The following is a 22349-nucleotide window of genomic DNA, read 5'->3' on the forward strand; positions in this document are numbered from 1 at the left end:
CTGCCTTAGCCCGTGCGGGGCCTGAGCGAAAGGCGGTTTCTCAACTATTTGACCAAAAAGTGTGATTAATTGGGCGAGACGTGAAAAACACCCGCTTCCGTTTACGCGCACGGCGTTTTATATGACGTCATGATGACAAATAGACTTCCGAAATACATCGCCTGGTCGGTTTTTCTGCTGATCGTGATCGTTACAATCTGCCCGATCGGCTTTCGGCCTCACACGCTGACGACGGTGGGGATAGACCGTGCCGCCGCCTTCGCTTTCTGCTCGGCGGCTTTCGTGTTTGCCTATCCGCGCCACTGGCTCGCCGTCATCGTTGCGGGCGTCACTGCGGCTTTTGGTATCGAGGCGCTGCAGTTTCTGTCGCCCACACGGCATCCGCATTTGATGGACGCCGCGGTGAAAGCCGCCGGCGCCATAGCCGGCGGGCTGGCTGCTCTTTCCTATCTCCAGTTCAGGGCACGATTGACCGCAGCTTCTCTCATCAGTCATTCCGACTCAAGGTGATGGCGGACTAAAGAACTCATTCGGCGCTCGTTCCCAGCCCGAAACGAGCATGTGACAAGGTGCGCTCGATACCGCGCAGCTCCGCCAGCCCTTTCAGCCGGCCGATGGCGGGATAACCGGGCTGCGCCCCGCGCGTCAGATCGTCGAGGATTTCCTGCCCGTGATCGGGCCGCATCGGAATGGTGTGGTCTTCACGGCCTTCGGCGCGACGGCGGGTTTCCTCCGACAGAAGTGCGGCGATGACGGCGACCATGTCGGTGCCGCCTTCCAGATGTTCGTCCTCGAAGAAGGAGCAGGGCACGGTATCGGTGTCACGCGTCACATTGCGCAGATGCACGAAATGGATGCGATCGGCAAAACGGCTGGCGATGAAGGGCAGGTCGTTATCCGCCCGTGCGCCGAGCGAGCCGGTGCAGAGCGTCACGCCATTGGCGCGGCTGTCGACCTTTGAGAGCATGTGGGCATAGTCCGCCTCCGTTGAGAGAATACGCGGCAGACCGAGCAGCGGCCATGGCGGATCATCACCATGGGCGCAGATGTTGATGCCCACTTCCTCGGCAACCGGTGTCACCTCGGCGAGAAAATCGATCAGGTTCTGCTGCAGCCTTTCACGGTTGACGCCGTGATAGGAGCGCAGTTTTTCGAGCAGCTGGGCGAGCGTATAACCATCCGCCGAGCCGGGCAGGCCAGCGCCGATATTGCGCCCGAGCGCGGTGATTTTTGTATCCGGCATGTCGGCGAAGCGTTTTGCCGCTTCCTCCAGCAGCCAGTCCGGATAGTCGGCCCCGGCGTCCGGGCGTTTCAGAATATGAATGTCGAAGGCGGCGAAATCGGGAAGATCGAAGCGCATCGCCTTTGCGCCGTGTCTGGTTTCCCAGCGCAGGTCGGTGCGGGTCCAGTCCAGCACCGGCATGAAATTATAGCAGACGGTGCGGATGCCGGAGGCGGAGAGGCGGCGCAGGGTTTCCTGCCAGTTGGCGATGTGATTTTTCCAATCCCCGGTCTGGGTCTTGATGTCTTCGGAGACGGGCACGCTTTCCACCACGTCCCAATAAAGCCCGCCGGCCTTGATCGCCTCATGCCGTTTGGTGATTTCGTCCACCGGCCAGACATCGCCGGTGGCGATGTGGTGCAACGCGCTGACGATGCCTTCCGCACCCGCCTGAGCCGCATCCTGAACCGTGACCTTGTCGACCGGGCCGAACCAGCGCCATGTATGTCTCATCTTAAATCCTCAAATATCAGTCTGCTGAAAATGTCAGTTGCACCTTGCAGGCGGCGGAGCGGTCTCCGGCCTGTTCAAAGGCCGCTTTCGCCTCGCCAAGCGGGAAGCTGTGGGAAATGATCGGCCGCACATCGATCCCGTGCGTGGAGATAAGCCCGGCGGCGATGGCGAATTCATCATGGAAACGCTGCGAGCCGCGCCAGAGGATTTCCTTGCCCACCAATGCATTGAGCGGAATGGTGATGTCGCCGGTGACGCCCACCTGTACGATGGTGCCGCGCGGGCGCACGCAGGCAAAGGCGGTTCGAAGGGCGGGGCCGGCGGCGGAGCAATCGAAAATGACGTCGAAATAACCTTTGTTGTCCTGATAGGGCAAAAGCGCCTCCGCGTCCTTCGCGACATTGATGGTGCGGTCGGCACCCATCGCGGGTGCGCGTTCCAGCGCGGCATCGGTGAGATCGGTGGCGACGATGGTGCCGGCGCCGGCATGGCGGGCGGCGGCAATGGTCAGAAGGCCGATGGGACCGGCGCCGGTGACCAGCACCTTCGCACCTGTCAGATCGCCGGCCTGGGCAACTGCATGCAGGCAGACGGCGAGCGGTTCGGTGCAGGCGGCCTCGGCGGGCGAGGTCGCGTCTGAAAATGTTGCGCATTGTTTTGCCGGAACCACCAGCCGGTCGCGGAACATGCCCTGCTCATGTGGCAGGCGCATGGCACTGCCCATGAAGCGCATCTCGAGGCAATGGATCGGCTGGCCCTTCAGGCAGAACTGGCAATGGCCGCAGGGCTGCGACGGATTGACAGCGACGAGCTGGCCGATGGCGAGCCCGCTGGCGCCAGCGCCCAAAGCTGCGATATGGCCGGATGCCTCGTGACCGCAGATGATCGGCTCGCGCACCCGCACCGGGCCGAAACCGCCATCCTGATAATAATGCAGATCGGAGCCGCAGATGCCGCCTGCCGCCATGGTGAGCAGCACTTCGCCGGGGCCGGGAGCCACAAGCTCCTGGGTTTCGACGCGGATGTCCTTAACGCCGTGTAGACGTGCCACGCGTGTCTGCATGACGATGCCCTCATTTATGGGTGTTTTATGGATGAACCCGCGCGGCGAACCGCGCGGGCAATGATGTTTGCGTCAGCGGATCAGGCCCATTTCGGTCGGCAGCCACAAGGTGATTGCCGGAATGAAGGTGATCAGCAGCAGCGCCACGAACAGCGGCACCAGCCACGGCAGGATGGCGATGGTGGTGCGCTCGACGGAGAGTTTCGCCACGCGCGAGAGCACGAACAGCACCATGCCGAGCGGCGGATGCAGCAGCCCTATCATCAGGTTGAGCGTGATGATCAGGCCGAAATGCACCGGGTCGATATTGAATTGCAGCACCAGCGGCAACAGGATCGGCACGAGGATGGTGATCGCCGCGATCGTATCGAGGAAACAGCCGACGAACAGCATCAGGAGATTGACCAGCACGAGGAAAATCCACTTGCTGTCGGTGATCGTCAGGATCGCCGCCGACAGAAGCTGTGCGGCCTGACTGACGGTCAGCAGCCATGCGAAGACGGAGGCCGCCGCGACGATGAACAGCACCGAAGCGGTCGTTTCGATGGTGTCGAAGGTCGATTTTGCCAGCGTCTTGAAGGTCATCGTCCGGTAACGGACGAGCCCGAGGAACAGCGACCACAGAACAGCGGCAACGGCGGCTTCCGTCGGCGTGAACCAGCCCATGGTCATGCCGCCGATCAGGATGACAGGCGTCATCAGCGCCATCACGGCGGAGAAGTCGAAATACCAGTCGCAGGCGAGCAGGATGACCAGCACGATCAGGATCGACAGGTTGAGCGACAGGCCGAATGCCGTGAGGATATAGATGCCGAGCGGCACCATCATCACCACGAAGACTTCTATCGACGCGCCAAAGATGGTTCTGAGGCTGAACGGCGTGTCGGAGCCCCAGCCCTTGATATAGGCGAAGACCGCAACCGTGATCATCATCAACAGCGTCATGACGACGCCCGGAACGATACCGGCCATGAACAACGCGCCGATCGAGACATTCGCCATCATGCCGTAGATGACGAAGGGCAGCGATGGCGGGAAGATCGGTCCGAGCGTCGCGGAGGCGGCGGTAACGCCGACGGCCGCTTCGACCGGATAACCATGGTCCTTCATGGCCTTGATTTCGATGGTGCCGATGCCGGCGGCATCGGCAAGTGCGGTGCCGGACATGCCGGAAAAGATCACCGAGCCGATGATGTTGACCTGTGCGAGACCACCCTTCATCCAGCCGACCAGTGCGACGGCGAAGGAATAGATGCGTCCGGTCACCCCTGCCGTGTTCATGAGATTGCCGGCAAGGATGAAGAAGGGAACGGCCAGAAGCGGGAAGCTTTCCACACCGGCGATCAGGCGCTGCGCCGCGATGATATCAGGCGCGACGTTGTAGAACACGATATAGAGCAGCGACGCCGAGGCCATGGAAATGGCGACCGGCAGGCCGATTACCATCAGCAGAAGAAATGAGCCGATAAGAAGCAGCATCTGATCAATCCCCCGCGCTCTGGAATTCTTCGGGCCGTTCCAGAACGGAATAGCCGCGCTGCATATTGGCGATGAACACCTGCACGGACCGGAAGAACATCAAGACAAATGCCGCCAGAACCGTGTAGAAAACGATGTTGCGCGGCAGCGCCACGGTGACCATCTCCTCATCCGCGACAATTTCCAGATAACGCCACATCAGCCAGGATGTGTAGGCGAAGAACAGGATGCGCAGCACATCGACGAGGATCGACATGGCGCGGGCCACCTGCGGTGGCACGTAGTGATAAAGCACATCCACCTGAATGTGGCGCGACATGCGCACGCACATGACCGACCCCAAAAACACGACGCCGATCAGGCAGTTGACGGCGATTTCTTCCGTCCAGGCGTAACTGTTGTTGAGCACGTAGCGGGTGAAGAACTGAAGGAACACGCAGCCCGTCATCAGCCAGAAAAGGCCGAGCGTGACCCAGTCCTCGAATGAATAGACCTTGAGATCGACCTCGGGCGGCGCCTCATCGAACGTATGGGCGAGTTCCTCAGGCGTGACCTGAGTATGGATTTCCTGCGACATTGAGATATCCCGTCTGGAGAGAAAGGGCGGTGCGGCAAAGAAGCCGCACCGGATCTTGGCTCACTTGACGGCGCGAATGGCTTCCCAGTCGGCCTTGTCGTAACCGAAGTCCTCGAACTTCACTTTTTCGATGACGTTCTTTTCGAAGTCGGCCTTGTCGACTTCGGCAACGGTCAGGCCGCGCTTCTTGAAGTCTTCGACGAGGCTTTTCTCGCGTTCATCGATGGTCTTGGTGGTCCGCTCGGCGGCTTCCTGCATGACTTCGGTGAAGATTTTCTTGTCGTCATCCGAGAGCTGCGACCACAGGTTCTTCGAGATCACCGTGTTGAGGTGGTCAACGATGTGGCCGGTCAGGACGATGTTCTTCTGCACTTCGAAGAACTTCTTCGCCTCAATGGTGGTCAGCGGATTTTCCTGCGCATCGACGGTGCCGTTCTGCAGCGCCAGATACACTTCCGCAAAGGCAATCGGCGTGGTGTTGGCGCCGCAGGCGCGCGGCATGGCCAGATAGGCCGGAACGTCGGGAACGCGCATCTTCAGGCCCGCCATGTCGGCGCACGCGGCAATCGGCTTGTTGGATGTGGTGTGGCGCGTGCCGTAATAGCTGACGGCGGCGATGTGGTTGCCGGTCTTGTCTTCATAACCCTTGGCGAGGCGCTTGAAGATATCGCTCTTGGTATAGGCGATCAAATGGCTCGGATCGCGGAAGATGTAAGGGAAATAGGTGACGCCGATCGGCTTGAAATCACGTGCGGCAAAGCTCGAACCTGAAATGATGATGTCAACGGTGCCGATCTTCAGGCCCTGGTTGATATCGGCTTCCTTGCCAAGCTGCGAGGCGGGGAAAACATCCACCTTGTAACGGCCATCGGTACGCTTGGCGATCTCTTCCGCCGCCCAGACCGAATCGGTGTGGAACGGTTCGGAGGTCTCGTAGACATGCGCCCATTTCAGTGTGGTCTGCGCCTGCGCCGCCAGGGCGGAAAGCAGGATGGCGGCTGTTGCGCCCATCAAAGTCGACAATCTGATTTTCATTCTTAACTCCTCCCGAATTAAAGCCAGATGTGCTGTTTTTTCCGTTGCCGGTTGCGGCGACGGTCACTCTTCCCCGATCGTTTCCTCCCCGAAACTCTCGGAAAATCTCTTCTGCGACAGCGTCAGATGCTGCCGCATCGCCTCGCGGGCACCTTCCGGATCGTTCGCGGCAATGGCGTCGCGGATTGCGCGGTGCTCCTGCACGGCGAGGTTCCATGTGTGCGGTCCCTCGAAATAGCTGGCGAGCTTTTCGAAAAAGGGTGACAGGCTGCGCTCGTCATAGATCAGGCCGGTAAAGCGATTGAGCGCCGAATTGCCGATGATATCGGCAATCGCGGTGTGGAAGGCCCGGTCGAAATTGAGCGCCTGTGGTGAGCTGTCGAGCGCGCCGGCCATGCGTTCGATGATATCATCGAGCTTGGCGATGCACTCCGGTGTGGCAAGCCGTGCGGCCTCTTCCGCAATCGCACTTTCGATGATGCAGCGCGCCTGCAGGATTTCGAATGGCCCATGCGCATCCGGCATTGGCGGCTTTTGCGCGTCCGGTTTGCGCGATGCGTTTACATAAACGCCCGAACCCATGCGGATGTGGATATGACCTTCCACTTCCAGAACGATCAGCGCCTCCCGCACTGTCGGGCGGGATACGCCGAAGCGTTCGGCAAGGTCGCGTTCCGCCGGCAGGCGCTGACCATCCGTCAGTTCCCCGCTCTCGATGAGCAAGCGTATTTGTTCCGCGACCAGCCGGTAAAGGCGGCGCGGCTCCAGAGCCACAAACATGATATCCTCCCAGCGCGAAAGTCTCCCCCCTTCGCGCAAGCGGTAAGATTGTCTTACCAATTTTATTAGGGAACATTTATGCGGTGCTGTCAATCGGACCGTGAGTGGAAAAATTACGTTGCTCCAGATCGAAGAATGTTGGACGCAAGAAACGGGTGGAGACGAACGCGCTTTAGTGGTTTTCTGTGAGGCGTTAGGAGAAATGCAATGAACGCCAACATCATGCTGAATGAAGACATCACCCCCATCGGCACCGATTACGAGACGGTACGCGGGGTTATCGAGCTTTTGACGCTGGATTATCGCGAGCAGCCCTCCCTCGAAGCCATTGCTGCAAGGCTCGGCCAGTCGCCGACGCAATTGCAGAAGACCTTTACCCGCTGGGCCGGTCTGTCGCCCAAGGCATTCCTGCAGGCCGTGACGCTCGATCATGCCAAGAGGTTGCTGCGCGAGGAAGATCTGCCGCTGCTCGAAACCTCGATCGAGGTTGGCATGTCGGGGCCAGGCCGCCTGCACGATCTGTTCGTCACCCATGAGGCCATGTCGCCCGGCGAATGGAAGGCCAAGGGCGGCGGGCTGACGATCCGCTACGGTTTCCACGCCTCGCCCTTCGGTCTTGCATTGGTCATGGTGACGGATCGCGGCCTTGCCGGCTGCGCATTTGCCGATCCGGGCGAAGAAAGGGCCTGCTTCGAGGATATGGCCGGCCGCTGGCCGAATGCCGATTATGTCGAAGATCGTGAGGCGACCGCATCTTACGCCGCCCGCATTTTCGAGCCGTCTTTATGGCAGTCGGACAGGCCGCTGCGTGTCGTTCTGCTCGGCACGGATTTTCAGGTGCGGGTGTGGGAAAGCCTGCTGAAAATCCCGATGGGCCGCGCCGTCACCTATTCCCACATCGCCTGTGATATCGGCCAACCCACAGCATCACGCGCCGTGGGTGCCGCGGTCGGCGCCAACCCGGTCTCCTTCGTTGTCCCCTGCCACCGTGCCGTCGGCAAAAGCGGGGCGCTGACGGGTTATCACTGGGGGCTGACCCGCAAGCGGGCGATGCTTGGTTGGGAGACGGGTAAGGTGTGAGAGAGACCTGGATTGTCTTTATTACGCCCGGCCTGATCCCTTTGGTCCTGGTTTATATTGATAGGGTTTTTCATGCGCGACGTCATCCTCGGGCTTGACCCGAGGACCCATGCCCACCGCTTGTAGATCCTCGCCTCAAGGGCGAGGATGACGGTGGAGGGACGAGGCTGGCGTTGGGGGTGGCGAGAGTGTCCCGCGAATGGCCTGCCGCCCGTAAATGACCTGATGTAGCCTAAACCAGTTCCATCAACGCCCGCGCCGCCGCCTCATCCGTGATCAGCGTATTGCAGCCAGTGCGTTTGATGGTGGCGCGGATGGCTATGGCGCGGTGGGCGCCGCCGGAGGCGAGAACGATGTGTTTGGCCTTGCGCAGCGTATCGAGATCGATCGCCATGGCGCGCTCGTTGATCGGGTGGTCGACGGAGCGACCTTCCGCATCGATGAAGTTAAACATCGTATCGCAGACGCAGCCGGCATCGATGAGCTCGCGCAGCGTCTCCTTCGAAATGAAACCTTCCGACAGCGATGTGGAATGCGGGCCGATATCGCCGCAGGAGACAATGGCAAGGTCCAGCGTCTCGGCCAGATCGTAAAGTGTGGCGAGCCCGCATTTTTCGATCAACGCCCGTTTGGTCTCGACGGAATCCACCAGCAGCGGTGCCAGAAACATGTAACATTCCGCCCCAAGCGCGCTTGCCAGTCGCCAGGTGTAGTCGAGCGGGTTGGTCTGGTGCACGGCGACGATACCGCCGAGCAGCGAGACGACCTTGCAGTTTTCCCGTCGCGGCGGGCGGAAGCTGGAAAGCGAGGCGGTCATGGTGCGGCCCCAGCCGACACCGATGGTGGCGCCGTTCGGCACCACCTCGGAGAGGAATTGCCCAAGCGCCAGACCGACCGCCTTGGCGGTGCTCTCGGCGCTTGCCTTCTCGGGACAGGGGATGATGACGGCCTCATCCAGCCCGTAGGCCGCTTCCAGCTGGCCGGCCAGCGCCACGAAATCCTCGATGCCCTCATTGATCCAGATCTGCACTTCCGAGCGTTTCATCGCCTCGTCGAGCAGGCGGATGACGGTGGAGCGGCTGATCCCCAGTTTTTCGGCGACGTCTTTCTGCGTCATGCCCTGGTTATAATAGAGCCATGCGGCGCGCAGCCTCAGCGAAGCCGCTTCCGAATAGGCCGTATGGGTTTCTCTTCTCAGTTTCGCCACGGTTTCCGCCATTCTCTTTATGGTACGGAGTATCGCAGGCGTGAAACTTATGTCAATTGCGATGCGCAAATGTCTTGACTTTCGACCATGCCGCTTGCGATAGTCGGAGCCGGACAAACCGCGATTTCGGCCTTGGGCGCACCCATGGTGCGGGAACGAAAAGACGGGTGAGCAAGTTTTCAAGAGATCATGAAGGATCATTCGATATGACGTCCAAACTCGAACAACTTCGCGCCATCACCACGGTTGTTGCCGACACCGGCGATATCGAGGCGGTTGCGCGCCTGAAGCCGGTGGATTGCACCACCAACCCCACCATCGTTCTGAAGGCACTCGGCACGCCGGCCTTTGCGGATGCGGTGAAGGAAGCCGTCGCATGGGGCAAGACGCAGGGCGGCCAGTCCGACGCCGTTGTTGCCGCCGTTGCAGACCGTCTTGCCATTTCCGTTGGCGCCGCGCTTGCGGGTCTCGTTCCCGGCCGCGTGTCCACCGAAGTGGATGCCGACCTCTCTTTCGATACGCAGGCTTCCATTGCCAAGGCGCACCAGATCATCGCGGCCTATAAGGAGCGCGGCATCGAGCGTGAGCGCATCCTCATCAAGCTTGCCTCCACCTGGGAAGGCATCAAGGCAGCCGAGGTTCTCCAGTCCGAAGGCATCGATTGCAACCTGACGCTGCTGTTCTCGCAGGCTCAGGCAATTGCCTGCGCCGAAGCCGAGGTCTTCCTCATTTCGCCCTTCGTCGGCCGTATCCTCGACTGGTACAAGAAGTCGACCGGTGAGAACTACACCGCCGAGACCGATCCGGGCGTTGTTTCGGTGCGCAGCATCTACAACTACTACAAGGCCAATGGCATCAGCACCGTCGTCATGGGCGCGTCGTTCCGCAACGTCGGCGAAATCGAAGCGCTTGCCGGTTGCGATCGCCTGACGATCAGCCCGGCGCTCCTGGAAGAGCTGGACAAGGACAGCGGCAAGCTGGAGCGCAAGCTCTCGCCGGACAATGCCAAGCCAGAGCCGCTGAAGTCGCTCGATGAAAAGGCATTCCGCTGGGCAATGAACGAAGACGCAATGGCAACCGAGAAGCTCTCGGAAGGCATCCGCCTGTTCGCCAAGGATCTGGTGACGCTGCGCGAAATGGTCCGCAAGGAACTGACGCTGGCTGCGGCCTGATAAAAAAAAGGGGAACAATCCACGTTCCCCTTGCGTTTACACAGCATAAATCTCCAGTCACTCAAAACGCGATCGGGCCCCTGCCGGTCGCGTTTTTTTGTTCGCCTTAGTCGGTTCCTTTTCCAGTCGCCACCTCGGAAATGCGCTTTGCCGCATCGCGGATCAGCCCTTCGCAAGCCTCACGCGTGGGCGCCTTGCCACCAAGCGGCGTGATATAGGGGCAGGTGATGACGGCAAGCGCCGTGCCGTCCAACGTCAGCACGGGGGCGGAAATATTGCGCACGCCGGCGGTCTGCAGGCTGTCCATGGATTCGAAACCGTTGCTGCGCACCTGCCGTAACCGCTCCGTGAGATCGGGGGGCACGGTCTCGCCACTGCCGCGCACCTGTTCGGTGATCATGATCTCGCGCTGCGCTTCGGTCTGGAAGGCGAGCAGCACATGGCCGGAGCCGGTGTGGAACAGGCTCATCTGCGCGCCCACCCGCATGGACATGGCCCAATAGGTGGAGGATTCCTGCTGGGCGATGACGACCACGCTGCCGCGGTCATAAACGGCCAGATGGCAGGCCTGTTCGGCGCTGGCGGAAAAATCACGCATCACCGGCGCAGCGAACGAGACGAGCCGGCGGATTGGCGCGTGGAAATGCGCCAGCCCGAACATTTTCAGCGTCAGCGAAAAACGGTCGCCCTCAAGCCGCTGCACGTAACCCCGGCGCACCAGCCGGTCCAGCATGCGGTAAAGCTCGTTCGGGCTCTTGCCGACAGCCTTGGCGATCTCGATCTGCGTCAGCCCGCCATCGGTGCGGGCCAGAAGCTCGAGAATGTCCAGGCCCTTGTCGAGGGCGGGGGCGCGGTATCTTTCGCTGTCGTCTTCTGTCATCTGGCCTCGATGCGTTTTGCGCGGTTGCGGCGCAAGTTTGCTTGACGCCATATGAATACCGCGTTTACATATGAATTGTCGATCCATATTTGAGATCACTGAAATTCAGCGGCCTGAACCCGGTGGGCGGGCGCGCTATAGCGGGAGGCTATTCATGGTGCAGGATTTTAACGGCCGGACAGTGGTGATCACCGCCGCCGGCCAGGGTATCGGCCGGGCGACGGCGGAGCGGTTCATCTCGCTTGGCGCGCGCGTCATCGCCACCGATATCAACGAACAGGCGCTTTCCACCCTGAAGGGTGCGGAAACGCGGGTTCTGAACGTGCTGGATGGCGAAGGCGTCAAGGATTTCGCCGCCGAGATCGGCCATGCCGACGTGCTGTTCAACTGCGCCGGTTTCGTGCATTCCGGCACCATTCTCGATTGCGAGGAAAAGGACTGGGATTTCTCCTTTGATCTCAATGCCAAGGCCATGTATCGCACCTGCCGCGCCTTCCTGCCCGGCATGCTGGAAAAGGGCAAGGGCGCGATCGTCAACATGTCCTCGGTTGCATCAAGCGTGAAGGGCGTGCCGAACCGCTTCGCTTATACCGCATCCAAAGCGGCCGTCGTGGGTCTGACGAAGGCCATCGCCGCCGATTTTGTCACCAAGGGTATCCGCTGCAACGCCATCTGCCCCGGCACGGTCGACAGCCCGTCCTTGCATGACCGCCTGCGCGCCACTGGCAATTACGAACAGGCACTCGCGGATTTCATTGCCCGCCAGCCAATGGGTCGCATCGCGACGCCGGAAGAAATCGCCGCGCTCGTCACTTACCTTGCTTCGGATGAGGCAGGCTTCACCACCGGCCAGATCCATGTGATCGACGGCGGCTGGACGGGCTGAGCTTTTTAAAAGAAAAGAGAAGAGGCGACCGGCGTAAAAGCCGGTCGCCTTTTTTCATTCAGACGACGGCGCTTCCGGCCATCAGTGCAAGCACGAGGAAGACCAGGAAGATCACCACGGCGATGAAGAACAGAATTCGGGCCACGCCCGCCGCCGCTGCCGAAATGCCGGTAAAGCCGAATACGCCCGCGATCAAAGAGATAACAAAGAAAATAAGAGCCCATTTCAGCATGGAGCTTCCCCTTTCGCTTAATTTTCAAGAGTCTGCCGCCTCGCGGCGGACTCTCGAAAATGACGCGCAAAAGGCGAAAATGTTCCATGCGCCCGCAAAAATCGTTGTTTTAAATCCCTTTTTCAGCCGCTGCGTCAATTCGGCGGGCTTTCCAGGTGGTGCGGATGAAGGTTGCGACGAAGGCGATGCTCATGAACAGCACTATGGTAGGGGCCGGCGCACTGTCGATCAGGAAGCTCAGCCATATGCCTGACAGTGACGAGATGACCGCCACCATGATGGCGACGACAAGCATGGCGGAAAAGCGCCGTGTCAGCAGGAAGGCGATTGCGCCCGGCGTGACCAGCATGGCGACCGAGAGGATGATGCCCACGGCTTTCAGCGCGCCGACCACGGTGAGCGACAGAACCATCAGCAGACCGTAGTGCAGAATACGCACCGGCAGACCGATTGCCTTGGCATGTTGCGGATCGAAAGCATTCACCAGCAGATCCTTGCGCAGCAGCCCGAGGAACAACGTGGCGAAAAGCGCGATCAGACCGGTCTCCAGCATGTCTGACGGGGCAATGCCCAGCATGTCGCCGAAGAGGATGTGATCGAGGTGCATATCGCTCTGCACCTTCACGTAAAGCACCAGCCCCAGCCCGAACATGCCGGAAAAGACGATGCCGAGCACCGTATCTTCCTTGATGCGGCTGTTTTCCTTGATGAAACCGGTGCCGAGCGCGCAGATCATGCCGGCGATGAAGGCGCCGATCGAAAGCGGAATGCTGACGATATAGGCGATCACCACGCCCGGCAGCACGGCGTGGGAAACCGCATCCCCCATCAGCGACCAGCCCTTCAGCACCAAAAGACAGGAGAGCATCGCCATCGGCACCGCGATCATCAGGGTGATCACGAAGGCATATTGCATGAAGGGCAGTTGAAACGGCAGGATGGCGAGTTCGAGATATTCGCTCATGGCGTTTCCCCCAGTGCCTTGCGGGCCTTGGCTCTGGAGGCGAGCAGGCCATGTTTGGGCGCAAATATAAAGGCGGTCAGGAAGATCGCGGTTTGCAGCACAACGATGACGCCGCCGGTGGCGCCATCGAGGAAATAGCTGAGATAGGCGCCGACGAAGCTGGTGGCAGCGCCGATGATGAGGCTCATCAGGATCAGCCGCTCGAAACGGTCGGTCAGGAGATAGGCGGTGGCGCCGGGCGTCACCACCATGGCGACAACAAGAAAAGCCCCAACCGTCTGCAGTGCGGCCACCGTGGAGGCGGCGAGCAGGGTGAAGAAGATCACCTTCAGCACTTCCGGTTTCAGCCCCACGGTGCGGGCATGGTTCTCATCGAAAAACACCACCATGAAGTCGCGCCATTTTAATGCCAGAACCAAAAGGCTGATGCCGCCGATCAGCGCCAGCTGGATGGTGTCTTCGGTGGTGATTGCCAGGATATTGCCAAGCACGATGGTCTGGATATTGATCGAGGTCGGCGACAGCGAGACCATGAACAGCCCCAGCCCGAAAAACGAGGTGAAGATCAGCCCGATGATCGCGTCTTCCTTGAGCCTGGTCTTCTGGTTCAGGAACAGCATGGAGCCGGCGGCAAGCCCACCGGAGAGAAAGGCCCCGAGGGAAAAGGGCAGGCCAAGCATATAGGCGCCGGCAACGCCCGGAACGATGGCATGGGAGAGAGCATCGCCGATCAGCGACCAGCCCTTCAGCATCAGATAGGCAGAGAGAAAACCGCAGACGCCGCCGACCAGCGCGCTGACCCAGATGGCGTTCAGCATGTAGCCATAGGTGAAGGGCTCAAGAAGGCTGTTTATCATCGACTTTTTCTTTCGGAGCCACGGGATCGTGTCCGTTCTGGCCATTCTTGCCGTAAATCACGAAGGGCCGTTCGTCATCGGTGATGACCTTTACCCGGCGTGGATCGGCATCGTCATGCAGGTCGGCCCCGCCAAGGATGAAGTGGCGCAGGCTGCCGCCGAAGGCTTTTTGCAGGTTCTCCTCGGTAAAGGTATCCTCTGTCCTGCCTGACGCCAGAACCGTGCCCTTGACGAAGACGGCGCGATCACAGAATTCCGGCACGCTGCCGAGATTGTGGGTGGAGACCAGCATGACGCGGCCTTCGTCGCGCAGCGCTTTCAGAAGTGCGACGATCTGTTCTTCCGTCGTCACGTCGACGCCGGTAAAAGGTTCGTCGAGCAGGATGACCTGGCCTTCCTGCGCCAGTGCGCGGGCCAGAAACACCCGCTTCTTCTGCCCGCCGGAGAGCTCGCCGATCTGCCTTTTGCGATAATCGAGCATGTTGACGCGTTTCAGCGCTTCTTCCACCATCTGGTGATCGCGTTTGGACGGGATGCGCAGGAAGTTCATGTGGCCATAACGGCCCATCATCACCACATCCTCCACCAGCACCGGAAAGCTCCAGTCCACCTCCTCGGCCTGCGGCACATAGGCAACGAGGTTTTTCCGGAGCGCTTCCTTCACCGGCAGGTCGAAGATCGAGACGGAACCGGCGGCCAGCGGCACGAAACCCATGATCGCCTTGAAAATCGTGGACTTGCCGGCGCCATTGACGCCGACAAGTGCAGTTATCGTTCCGCGGGGGATGGAAAAGCTGGCATTTCTTAATGCGGTGTGGCCATTGCGATAGGTCACTGTCGCATTTTGAACCGTAAGGCCGCCGGCTATTTTTTTACCGCCCATCCTCATGATGACAGGCCTTTTGCGATGGTCTCGCTCGTCACCCGCAGCAGATCGAGATAGGTCGGAACCGGGCCGTCCGCTTCGCTCAGCGAATCCACGTAGAGTATGCCGCCATAGGTTGCGCCGGTTTCCTTGGCCACCTGTTCGGCTGGATCGGCGGAAACCGTGCTTTCGCTGAAGATGACCTGGATATTGTGCTCGCGCATGGCGTCGATTACGCCGCGGACCTGCTGCGGTGTGCCCTGGCTGTCGGCATTGACCGGCCACAGGAACAGTTCCTTCAGCCCGAAATCGCGGGCGAGATAGGAGAAGGCACCTTCACTCGTTACCAACCAGCGCTTGTTTTCCGGCAGAACGGAAAGCGTATCACGAATGGGCTGGACGGTGGCCTTGATCTTGTCCGAATAGGCCTTGGCATTGGCGGCATAGACATCGGCATGGGCAGGGTCGATCTCGGCAAGGCCCTTGCGGATATTTTCCACATAGATCAATGCGTTATCGGGGGACATCCAGGCGTGTGGATTGGGTTTTCCCTGATACGCGCCGCCGCTGATCGCCATGGGTTCCACACCCTCGCTCACCGTCACGCTCGGCACGCCGGAGAGGTTGGCCAGGAATTTTTCAAACCACAATTCCAGATTGAGGCCATTGCGCAGCACCAGATCGGCCTTGCGGGCTTTGAGGATGTCGCGCGGGGTTGGCTGGTAGTTGTGAATTTCAGCGCCCGGCTTGGTAATGCTTTCCACTTCGGCGGCATCCCCCGCCACGTTGCGGGCCATGTCGGCGATGATGGTGAAGGTCGTCACGACCTTCGGTTTTTCCTGCGCCACCGCGGCTGCGGGGAGAAAAAGTGAAAAAGCAAAAAGAGCATGCCGGATTTTCTGGAAGTTCACGTCTGTCACCGAATGTTTGTTGCGATTAATTCGCAATACCATCTGTTATAAAATCACGCTTGTCAACGCTATTGCAAATCATTCGCAATTTAGCGGCATTTGAAAATGTCTGAAAATGGTGCGTTTTTGCCGGAGTTGCGCCGGGGTGGTTAAACTTTTTTCAATGAGAAAGCGGCAGTATCGTAAGGCTCGGACAGCGAGGTTGCGAGCTTATCCCGCGTGTGTTCCTCATCATCAGAGCCACGTTTCGGGGTGAGGGCGATAAGGCGGGGTACTTGATGTCAGGATGTTGTGGGTGAAAGCTGTATTCGGACGAATGCGGTTTTCGCGCAAACTCGTTGTGATCGTAGGCGGGATCCTGCTTTTGGCGGGTGCGACCGGTTCTGCTGCCGTGTTCATCGGCAGCGATCGGCTGCTTGGCCCATCCTACGCTTCCACCAACGGGCTTTCCTGCGACGCAGTCCAGACGGTCAATATCCGCAAGAACGGTTCCTTATGGGTGCGCAAATTCATCCGCACCGCAGGCGGCGATGGCACGGAGCGGTTGAAGACCGCGCTCCGCGTCGCCAAAGCGGTTTACGACAAACAGAAGCCCGATCTGGTGCAGGTTTCGGTGCTCGACAGGAATGGCCCGCAATTGCGCTCGGAAATGCGCGGCCGGGCCATTGCCGCACAGGTCGTCTTCATTCCTGATCCTACCAAGATTCCGCAGGGCGCCGATGCCCAGCGTTATTCCGCTTTTTATTATGATGGCGCGGCCAATGGCAGCGGCCAGTTTTATGGGCTGCGTATTGATCTGCCGCTTGAGGACGCCGAAACCATGGCCGCGAGCCTGAGCGATACCGCCGATTGCGCGACGCCAGCTTCGGATGCCGGTTCGGAAGGCCATGAAGGCAAGGCTGCGAAAGGCGCGGCCGGACATGGCGAAGCCAAGGATGAGGGCGGCGGCCATGGCGCAGCACCCGCGGAGGCGGATGAAGGCGGGGCCGGTGCGGAAGCGCATGGAGAGCAGCCGTCTCCCGAAGCACGGGGTGAACCCGGTTCCGATGAATTGCTGACTTCGACACCGGAAGCCGATGACGGCAGCATCTTCAGCCTGACCTATCTGAAATCGCTGATTTTCGGAAAAGGCTCAACGACCGCGCAGGCGGCGGAGGAAAAACCGGCGACTGAGACTGCGCCGGCTGAGCAGCCGGCTGCGGGTAAGGCCGGGCATTAACGGTTGTGCGGAAGTGGGCCGGTCCCGAGCTTGAAGAGCGAAGGCGGCCATGCGGCCGCCTTCGTTTTCGTTCGATCAATCCGCCTTGTTGCGGCGGGCCGGGAAGAGGATGACGTCGCGGATCGACGGGGCGTTGGTGAGCAGCATGATCAGGCGATCGACGCCGATGCCGAGACCACCGGCGGGCGGCATGCCCTGGTCAATGGCGTCGAGGAATTCCTCGTCCAGCTGCTTGTCCTTTTCGCCGCGGGCATGGGCCTGTTCCAGCTGTTCCACCATGCGGCGGCGCTGCTCTTCCGGATCGTTGAGTTCGGAGAAGGCGTTGCCCACTTCCCAGGCGTTGCAATAGCTTTCGAAACGCTCGACGAGGCGCGGTTCGCCCGGCACTTCCTTGGCGAAGGGCGAAATGTCCTTCGGGAAATGCGTCACATGGCTCGGCTGGATCAGCGTGCCTTCGACCTTTTCTTCAAAGATAAAGGCAAGGCATTCGCCCCAGGTCCAGTCCTTTTCGACGGGAAAACCGGCGGCCTTGGCCGCAGCGCGGGCTTCTTCGTCGGTCTTGATGGCAAGGAAGTCGATACCGGTTGCTTCCTTCACCGCGTCAGGCATCGGCACGCGCTTGAACGGGCCCTTGAAGGAAATCGTCTGGCCCTGGAATTCAACTTCGGTCGTGCCGTGCAGGGTAATCGCCAGCGTCTCGAACAGACGCTCCACGAGACCCATGATGTCCTCGTAATCGGCATAGGCCCAGTAGCACTCCATCATGGTGAATTCAGGATTGTGCCTTGTGGAAACGCCTTCGTTGCGGAAGTTGCGGTTGATTTCGAAGACCTTGTCGGTCAGGCCCGAAACCAGCGTGCGCTTCAGGAACAGTTCCGGCGCGATGCGCAGATACATGTCCATCTTCAGCGTGTTGTGGAAGGTCTTGAACGGATCAGCCGTCGCGCCGCCATAGATGGTCTGCAGCATCGGCGTTTCCACCTCGAGGAAGCCTTCGGCCTCCATGAAGCGGCGGATGCCGGAGAGGATCTTCGAGCGCTGCAGGAAGCGCAACTTGGATTCCTCGTTGGAGAGAATGTCCAGATGACGCTTGCGGTAACGCAGCTCGATGTCGGAGACGCCGTGCCACTTCTCGGGCATCGGCAGCAGTGACTTCGTCAGCATGGTGATTTCTTCGGCATTGATCGTCAGCTCGCCGCGCTTGGTGCGGCGCACCTTGCCGGTGACGCCAATGATGTCGCCGATATCGATCATCGGCAAAAGGTTCCGCGCCGCTTCCGGCGTCGTATCCTTGTGGGAGAATATCTGCACCTTGCCGGATGCATCATGGATATCCATGAACATGCCGGAATTGCGCGAGGAATAAACGCGACCGGCCACCGTCACCGTATCGCCGGTTTCGACGTCGGCTTCGATATCGGCGTATTTTTCCGAAAGCTCCGCATTGCTCATGGTGCGGTGGAAATGCGCCGGATAGACGTCGCCGATCTGCTCGCGCAGCAGCGCAAGTTTCTGGCGGCGCACTTCTGTCGCGTCGGAGGAGAGGGCGGTGGTTTCGGTCGTCTTGTCGTTCATGGTGTTGGCCTTTAACGGGCTTGTTCGTTGCGGGTGGCCTTTGTGCGTTGGGCTTACCCCCCTCTGCCCTGCCGGGCATCTCCCCCTCAAGGGGGGAGATCAGATGCCGCGCCCACCCGTTCCATGGGCAAGGTGTCAGCCGCTTGTCGATCTCCCCCCTTGAGGGGGAGATGCCCGGCAGGGCAGAGGGGGGTAAGCCCCAGGCAGAAGGCGTATTCTAAAATGCTGCCGTCACCGCCAGCACATAACTATCAGCTTCCGCTGCCAACCATCGTGGCCACAACGGCAATCGCCATCTTCAACCGCTGGCGCACAACGGAGCGGCCGAGCAGCGCCATCGAGTCAAACAGCGGCAGCGAGCGGGAGGAACCGGAGACGGCGACGAAAAGCGGCGGCGTCACGACGCGCAGCTTCTTGCCGGTGCGTTCGGCCACATCGCGCAGCTCGGCCTCGATCGCTTCCACGTTCCAGTCCGGCATCTTTTCCAGGTCGGCGGCAACCGTGGTGAGGATCTCGTGGATTTCCTCCGGTTTGCTCTTCAGCCCGGCAAAGGAAGCCGGCGTCAGGCCGACATCGCTCGCCAGCAGGAAGCCTGCAAGGTTCGGCAACTCGCCGAGTCTCGAAATGCGGCTCTGGGCAAGCTTCAGACCTTCGGTCAGGCGGGCATTTTCCATCGCCCATTCCAGCGTGCGGGCAATGAACTCTTCCGGGGACAGCTTCTCGCGCAGCCAGCGGCCGTTCAGCCAGTCCAGCTTCTGGATATCGAAGATGGCGCCGGCCTTGGAAAGCGCTTCCGGATCGAACTTCGCCGCCAGCTCTTCCATGGTCAGGAGCTCTTCGCCTTCGGCGATCTGGATGAAGAACAGGCCAAGGAAGTTCATCAGCGCTTCCGGCAGGTAACCCAGCGCGGAATAATAGGAGATCGAGGTAGGGTTCTTGCGCTTGGAAAGCTTCGACTTGTCGGCGTTGCGCATCAGCGAAAGATGCATGAACACCGGCTGCTCCCAGCCGAAATAACGGTAAAGCAGGATGTGCTTGGGCACGGAGGCCAGCCATTCTTCGCCGCGCGCCACATGGGTGATCTTCATCAGATGGTCGTCGATGACGTTGGCCATATGATAGGTGGGCATGCCGTCGGCCTTGATCAGCACCTGCATGTCGACCGAATCCCACGGGATCGAGACATCGCCATAAACGCCGTCATGGAAATCACACGAACCTTCGGTCGGGATTTTCATGCGCACGACATTGGCTTCGCCGGCGGCGACGCGGGCGGTAACTTCCTCGGCCTTGAGGTTGAGGCAGTGGCCATCATATTTCGGCGGCTTGCCGGCGGCGCGCTGGGCTTCGCGCATTTCTTCCAGCCGCTCGGGCGTGCAGAAACAGCGGAAGGCATGGCCTTTTTCCAGCAGCTCTTCGGCATAGGGCCAGTACATGGCCTTGCGTTCCGACTGGCGGTAAGGGCCGTAAGGGCCGCCGACATCGGGGCCTTCCGACCAGGTGAGGCCGGTCCAGCGCAGGGCTTCCAGCACCTTCTGCTCATATTCAAGGGTCGAGCGGGTGGCGTCGGTATCCTCGATGCGCAGGATGAACTCGCCGCCGTGTTTCTGGGCGAAGAGATAGTTGAACAGCGCGATATAGGCGGTGCCGACATGCGGCTCGCCGGTGGGGGAAGGTGCAATGCGGACGCGAACGCCGGAAGTGGTCATGAAATTCACTCGTCGTGGACGTGGCTGAAATATGGGTGGTTTCACCCGTATATCACGAAGTTTTCGTTTGGATGCGGCAGGAAATCATGTCGAAAGGCACAAATAAAGCACCTTTTGCACATTCCCGTTCGGCATCGGCTTAGGCCATATTATGCCGCAGGCGTCAAGGAAATAAGGAGCTTGCGCCGTCTTCCCCGGGGCGAGCCGCGCCTAGTTGACTGGCCAGACGTAAAGCAGCATCGGAATGCTGGCAATGACGATCATGATCGACAGCGGCAGGCCAAGTCGCGGATAATCGCTGAAACGGTAACCGCCCGGACCCATGACCAGCGTATTGCACTGGTGGCCGATGGGGGTGAGGAAATCGCAGCCGGCACCGATCGCCACCGCCATCAGGAAAGCTTCCGGCCGGAAACCGAGCGTGGTGGCAAAACCGGCGGCGATGGGGGCCATGACCAGCACGGTGGCCGCATTGTTGAGGAAGGGTGTCACCGCCATGGCGGTAAGCAGGATCATGCCGAGCGCCGCGAAAGGCGGCAGCCCCTGCGCTGCCTGCCCGAGCCAGGCGGCGATCAATTCACTGGCCCCGCTGGTGCGCAGACTGTCGCTGACGGGAATAAGGGCGGCGAGCATGACGAGGATCGGCCCGTCGATGGATTTATAGACTTCGGCAAGCGGGATTGCGCCGACGACAATCATCAGGAAGGCGGCGGCGAAAAAGGCGACCGAGACCGGCACCAGCCCGCTGCCGGCGGCAAGCATGGCGGCGGCCAGCACGATGACGGGCAAAAGCGCGCGGCGCTGCACGCCGAGCAGGATTTCACGCTGGGCCAGCGGCAGAAGGGAAAATTCCTGCAGCACCTGCGGCAGGTTCTTGCGGCTGCCCTGCAACAGAATGACATCGCCCGCCTGCAGGGTCAGCTCAGAGAGCCGCTGGCTGACGCGCTGGCCGCGGCGGCTGACGGCGATCAGATTGACGCCGCGCGTATAGGACAGCGAAAGCTCGCGGGCGGAAATGCCACTCAGCACCGATTCATTGCTGATCACCGCTTCCATGGAGATGAGATCGCCGGTTTTCTGGCCGTTTTCGGTCAGCGGTTTGCCGGAGAGCAGCAATTTCGCCTGCGAAACGATGCGGTCCAGCCCTTCGGGGCTGCCCTCCAGCAGAACCGTGTCTCCGGCCTTCAGCTTGACGTCGGGGAAGGGGGAGATGCGCCGCGGTCCGCGCAGGATGGTGCTGGCGATCACGTCGCCATCGGCCTGTTTCAAGAGTTCGCGCAGCGGCCTGTCGGCAAAGGTGCTGTCGGCCGGCAGCGTTGCCTCCGCCGTGTATGCCGCCTGATCGAGGGCATCCTCCACCGATGCCTGCTGGCGGTTGCGCACCGGCAAAAGCCGGTAACCGAAGGTCAGGAAGATGATGCCGATCACGGTCAACCCCGCACCGACGGGGGTGAAGTCGAACATCGAAAAGCTCTGGCCGGTCATTTCTTCGCGCAACCGGGAAACAACGATGTTGGGCGAGGTGCCGATCTGCGTCATCAGCCCGCCAAGCAGCGCGGCAAAGGCCATCGGCATCAGATAATAGGAAACGGGGCTGCCGGATTTGCGGGCAAACTGGAAAGCGACCGGCATCATGATGGCAAGTGCGCCGATATTCTTGATGAAGGCCGACATGATGGCGACAACGATCATCAGAAAGGCCAGTTGCAGGCCCTTGGAGTGCATTTCCGGGAAATATTTCTTGATCGTCATATCGACGACACCAGAACGGGCCACGGCCGAACTGACGATCAGCGCGCTTGCGACGATGATGACGATATCATCGGAAAAACCGGAGAAAGCCTTGTTGAACGGCACGACACCAAGCGCCACCGCCACCAGCAATGCACTGCAGGCGATGACGTCGTAACGGAACCTGTCCCAGATGAATGCTGCCATCATGCCGGCGATCACGGTGAAGGCGAGGATCTGGTCGGTCGTCATGCTTGCCTGTGCTTTCGAAGGAGAGGCGCCGGTAGAGGGCTCTATCGGTGATGGTGCCGAAGAACGCAAGGCGGGGTCATGCGGTTCCGGGCCGGAGCTTCATATCTCTCCGTCATGCCGGATTTGATCCGGCATGACGG

General features: G+C 60.2%; 21 protein-coding genes. 5 read left to right on the plus strand and 16 right to left on the minus strand.

Going from position 1 to position 22349, the window contains the following annotated elements:
- Positions 1-132: 132 nt before the first annotated feature.
- The gene (locus EXN68_RS21295) at positions 133-510 is read left to right on the plus strand and encodes an antibiotic resistance protein VanZ (RefSeq protein ID WP_237681440.1); all 378 of its coding nucleotides are present in this window, start codon (positions 133-135) and stop codon (positions 508-510) included.
- A gap of 16 nt (positions 511-526) precedes the next feature.
- Here EXN68_RS21295 and uxuA read toward each other — a convergent pair whose 3' ends face one another.
- The 6 genes from uxuA to EXN68_RS21325 form a co-directional block, all read right to left on the minus strand.
- Positions 527-1735 (minus strand): mannonate dehydratase, encoded by a 1209-nt coding sequence (gene uxuA / locus EXN68_RS21300; RefSeq protein WP_142842742.1) that lies wholly within the window; start codon positions 1733-1735, stop codon positions 527-529.
- A gap of 16 nt (positions 1736-1751) precedes the next feature.
- On the minus strand, positions 1752-2798 hold the full coding sequence (locus EXN68_RS21305; RefSeq protein ID WP_142842743.1) for an L-idonate 5-dehydrogenase: 1047 nt from the start codon (positions 2796-2798) through the stop codon (positions 1752-1754).
- A 72-nt stretch (positions 2799-2870) separates the two neighbouring features.
- Positions 2871-4277 (minus strand): TRAP transporter large permease, encoded by a 1407-nt coding sequence (locus EXN68_RS21310; RefSeq protein ID WP_142842744.1) that lies wholly within the window; start codon positions 4275-4277, stop codon positions 2871-2873.
- Between the two features lie 4 nt (positions 4278-4281).
- Positions 4282-4854, minus strand: a complete 573-nt coding sequence (locus EXN68_RS21315) for a TRAP transporter small permease (RefSeq protein WP_020809476.1) — start codon at positions 4852-4854, stop codon at positions 4282-4284.
- A 60-nt stretch (positions 4855-4914) separates the two neighbouring features.
- The gene (locus tag EXN68_RS21320) at positions 4915-5889 is read right to left on the minus strand and encodes a sialic acid TRAP transporter substrate-binding protein SiaP (RefSeq protein ID WP_110760313.1); all 975 of its coding nucleotides are present in this window, start codon (positions 5887-5889) and stop codon (positions 4915-4917) included.
- A gap of 63 nt (positions 5890-5952) precedes the next feature.
- A complete protein-coding gene (locus EXN68_RS21325; RefSeq protein ID WP_142842745.1) occupies positions 5953-6669 on the minus strand; it encodes a FadR/GntR family transcriptional regulator in 717 nt (238 codons plus the stop codon).
- Between the two features lie 207 nt (positions 6670-6876).
- On the opposite strand from EXN68_RS21325, the gene EXN68_RS21330 reads away from it, so the two are divergent.
- On the plus strand, positions 6877-7749 hold the full coding sequence (locus EXN68_RS21330; protein WP_142842746.1) for a methylated-DNA--[protein]-cysteine S-methyltransferase: 873 nt from the start codon (positions 6877-6879) through the stop codon (positions 7747-7749).
- A 232-nt stretch (positions 7750-7981) separates the two neighbouring features.
- Here the strand turns inward: EXN68_RS21330 and EXN68_RS21335 are convergent, their stop codons facing one another.
- Complete coding sequence (locus tag EXN68_RS21335; RefSeq protein WP_142842747.1) at positions 7982-8968, minus strand: sugar-binding transcriptional regulator; 987 nt, start codon at positions 8966-8968, stop codon at positions 7982-7984.
- A 194-nt stretch (positions 8969-9162) separates the two neighbouring features.
- Here EXN68_RS21335 and tal point away from each other — a divergent pair, with 194 nt between their 5' ends.
- A complete protein-coding gene (tal, locus tag EXN68_RS21340) occupies positions 9163-10128 on the plus strand; it encodes a transaldolase (protein WP_142842748.1) in 966 nt (321 codons plus the stop codon).
- A gap of 106 nt (positions 10129-10234) precedes the next feature.
- Here the strand turns inward: tal and EXN68_RS21345 are convergent, their stop codons facing one another.
- Positions 10235-11008, minus strand: a complete 774-nt coding sequence (locus tag EXN68_RS21345) for an IclR family transcriptional regulator (RefSeq protein WP_142842749.1) — start codon at positions 11006-11008, stop codon at positions 10235-10237.
- A 154-nt stretch (positions 11009-11162) separates the two neighbouring features.
- Between EXN68_RS21345 and EXN68_RS21350 the strand changes: the two genes are divergently transcribed.
- Positions 11163-11894: an SDR family oxidoreductase gene (locus EXN68_RS21350; protein WP_142842750.1), complete on the plus strand. Its 732-nt coding sequence runs from the start codon at positions 11163-11165 to the stop codon at positions 11892-11894.
- A 58-nt stretch (positions 11895-11952) separates the two neighbouring features.
- Here EXN68_RS21350 and EXN68_RS21355 read toward each other — a convergent pair whose 3' ends face one another.
- From EXN68_RS21355 to EXN68_RS21375, 5 genes are all read right to left on the minus strand, one after another.
- Positions 11953-12126 (minus strand): DUF1328 domain-containing protein, encoded by a 174-nt coding sequence (locus EXN68_RS21355; protein WP_003499086.1) that lies wholly within the window; start codon positions 12124-12126, stop codon positions 11953-11955.
- A 109-nt stretch (positions 12127-12235) separates the two neighbouring features.
- Complete coding sequence (locus EXN68_RS21360) at positions 12236-13090, minus strand: metal ABC transporter permease (RefSeq protein ID WP_142842751.1); 855 nt, start codon at positions 13088-13090, stop codon at positions 12236-12238.
- Positions 13087-13947, minus strand: a complete 861-nt coding sequence (locus EXN68_RS21365; RefSeq protein WP_142842752.1) for a metal ABC transporter permease — start codon at positions 13945-13947, stop codon at positions 13087-13089. Before EXN68_RS21365 ends, EXN68_RS21360 begins: the two co-directional genes overlap by 4 nt.
- Positions 13928-14836 (minus strand): manganese/iron ABC transporter ATP-binding protein, encoded by a 909-nt coding sequence (locus tag EXN68_RS21370; RefSeq protein WP_161991430.1) that lies wholly within the window; start codon positions 14834-14836, stop codon positions 13928-13930. The genes EXN68_RS21365 and EXN68_RS21370 overlap by 20 nt, the downstream gene beginning before the upstream one ends.
- Positions 14833-15723, minus strand: a complete 891-nt coding sequence (locus EXN68_RS21375; RefSeq protein WP_161991431.1) for a metal ABC transporter substrate-binding protein — start codon at positions 15721-15723, stop codon at positions 14833-14835. Before EXN68_RS21375 ends, EXN68_RS21370 begins: the two co-directional genes overlap by 4 nt.
- Positions 15724-16009: 286 nt before the next feature.
- On the opposite strand from EXN68_RS21375, the gene EXN68_RS21380 reads away from it, so the two are divergent.
- Complete coding sequence (locus EXN68_RS21380) at positions 16010-16942, plus strand: ICP22 family protein (RefSeq protein ID WP_237681441.1); 933 nt, start codon at positions 16010-16012, stop codon at positions 16940-16942.
- Positions 16943-17017: 75 nt separating this feature from the next.
- On the opposite strand, the gene lysS is transcribed toward EXN68_RS21380, so the two are convergent.
- The 3 genes from lysS to EXN68_RS21395 form a co-directional block, all read right to left on the minus strand.
- Positions 17018-18517, minus strand: coding sequence for a lysine--tRNA ligase (gene lysS / locus EXN68_RS21385; RefSeq protein WP_142842755.1), 1500 nt, complete (start codon positions 18515-18517; stop codon positions 17018-17020).
- A 251-nt stretch (positions 18518-18768) separates the two neighbouring features.
- A complete protein-coding gene (gene gltX, locus EXN68_RS21390) occupies positions 18769-20226 on the minus strand; it encodes a glutamate--tRNA ligase (protein WP_142842756.1) in 1458 nt (485 codons plus the stop codon).
- Between the two features lie 210 nt (positions 20227-20436).
- On the minus strand, positions 20437-22209 hold the full coding sequence (locus EXN68_RS21395) for an SLC13 family permease (protein WP_142842757.1): 1773 nt from the start codon (positions 22207-22209) through the stop codon (positions 20437-20439).
- Between the last annotated feature and the right edge of the window lie 140 nt (positions 22210-22349).

Origin of the sequence: Martinezella rhizogenes (genome assembly GCF_007002745.1) — a bacterium.
Classification (GTDB): Bacteria; Pseudomonadota; Alphaproteobacteria; order Rhizobiales; family Rhizobiaceae; genus Agrobacterium; species Agrobacterium cucumeris.